Origin of the sequence: Carboxylicivirga litoralis (assembly GCF_025499605.1) — a bacterium.
In the GTDB taxonomy this organism is placed as follows: domain Bacteria; phylum Bacteroidota; class Bacteroidia; order Bacteroidales; family Marinilabiliaceae; genus Carboxylicivirga; species Carboxylicivirga litoralis.
In genome coordinates, this window is record NZ_JAFMVC010000105.1 from 1 (window position 1) to 908 (window position 908).

1 protein-coding gene is annotated in these 908 nt (G+C 32.7%); it reads right to left on the reverse strand.

Going from position 1 to position 908, the window contains the following annotated elements:
* Positions 1–174: 174 nt before the first annotated feature.
* Complete coding sequence (locus tag J1N10_RS20945) at positions 175–861, reverse strand: hypothetical protein (RefSeq protein ID WP_262328676.1); 687 nt, start codon at positions 859–861, stop codon at positions 175–177.
* Positions 862–908: the final 47 nt, after the last annotated feature.

Sequence of the window (908 nt, forward strand, 5' to 3'; positions counted from 1 at the left end):
CAACGTTAAGGCTATGAAGCGTAAGTGAGCATTAACCAGATTTCACTTCCAAACTTAACTGAGCCAAAGCGTTGTATTTGTTTTTATCTTTTCATTTAAAAGCCAAATCAACGATTTGGCGCTGCTCGCCGAAGCTGCGAACCAACCAAAACAAGTCGGCTCACTTATGCTTTATTAGCCATTGTTGTGTGGCGTTAATATATCTTCTTCATATTCTTTATTAAGCAATATTTCAAGTGTATCAAGCTGTCCACAATGATTAATTAATGCTTTATATTTTAATTCAGTAAAATAGTTGACATCAACACCTGGTTCCATTGTTTTTATATGCTTTATAAAGGTGCTGTCATTTAGAAATTTAGTTGTAGTATTGCTTGATGATTCGCATGTGCTTCTCCATTCTGTTAGTGACAGATGATTTACTAGACTGTCATTTTGGTCAATAATTAGTAATTCTATTGCTTCATAACATAAACCCCAATACAATGAAACTGTTTCTGCACGAAACTTACCTATATCATGCTGTTTGGAAATAAATCGGTGTCCAATTTCAGGTTCATAAATGTTGTAGCTAAAACTTTCAATTTGCTTAATAATGTCTACAAAATATGTACTGTCAATTAGTTTTAAGTCATGAGATTTATATGAATTCGGGGTGAAGGATTTAATATGGCCATACTTAAATTGGTCATTAAAGAAACGCTTCTCTTCTTTCTTAATGTTTTTTGTGGCTTCAACTTTAGATTTCTCTTGAGTCTTGATTTCCTGAACTACTGATTTGCTTTTTGATTCTTTTGTAGTCTGTTTACAACAAGTAAGAAACAAGCTTATAAATGCCAAGATAAGTAGAGTAAATTTCATTGTTTAGTTTCTGTTGATGTTAATGCTGTTTTCAATGCCACACAACG

Coding starts and splice junctions, on each gene's coding strand:
- J1N10_RS20945 (WP_262328676.1), bottom strand. CDS start 861: ATGAAATTTACTCTACTTATCTTGGCATTTATAAGCTTGTTTCTTACT.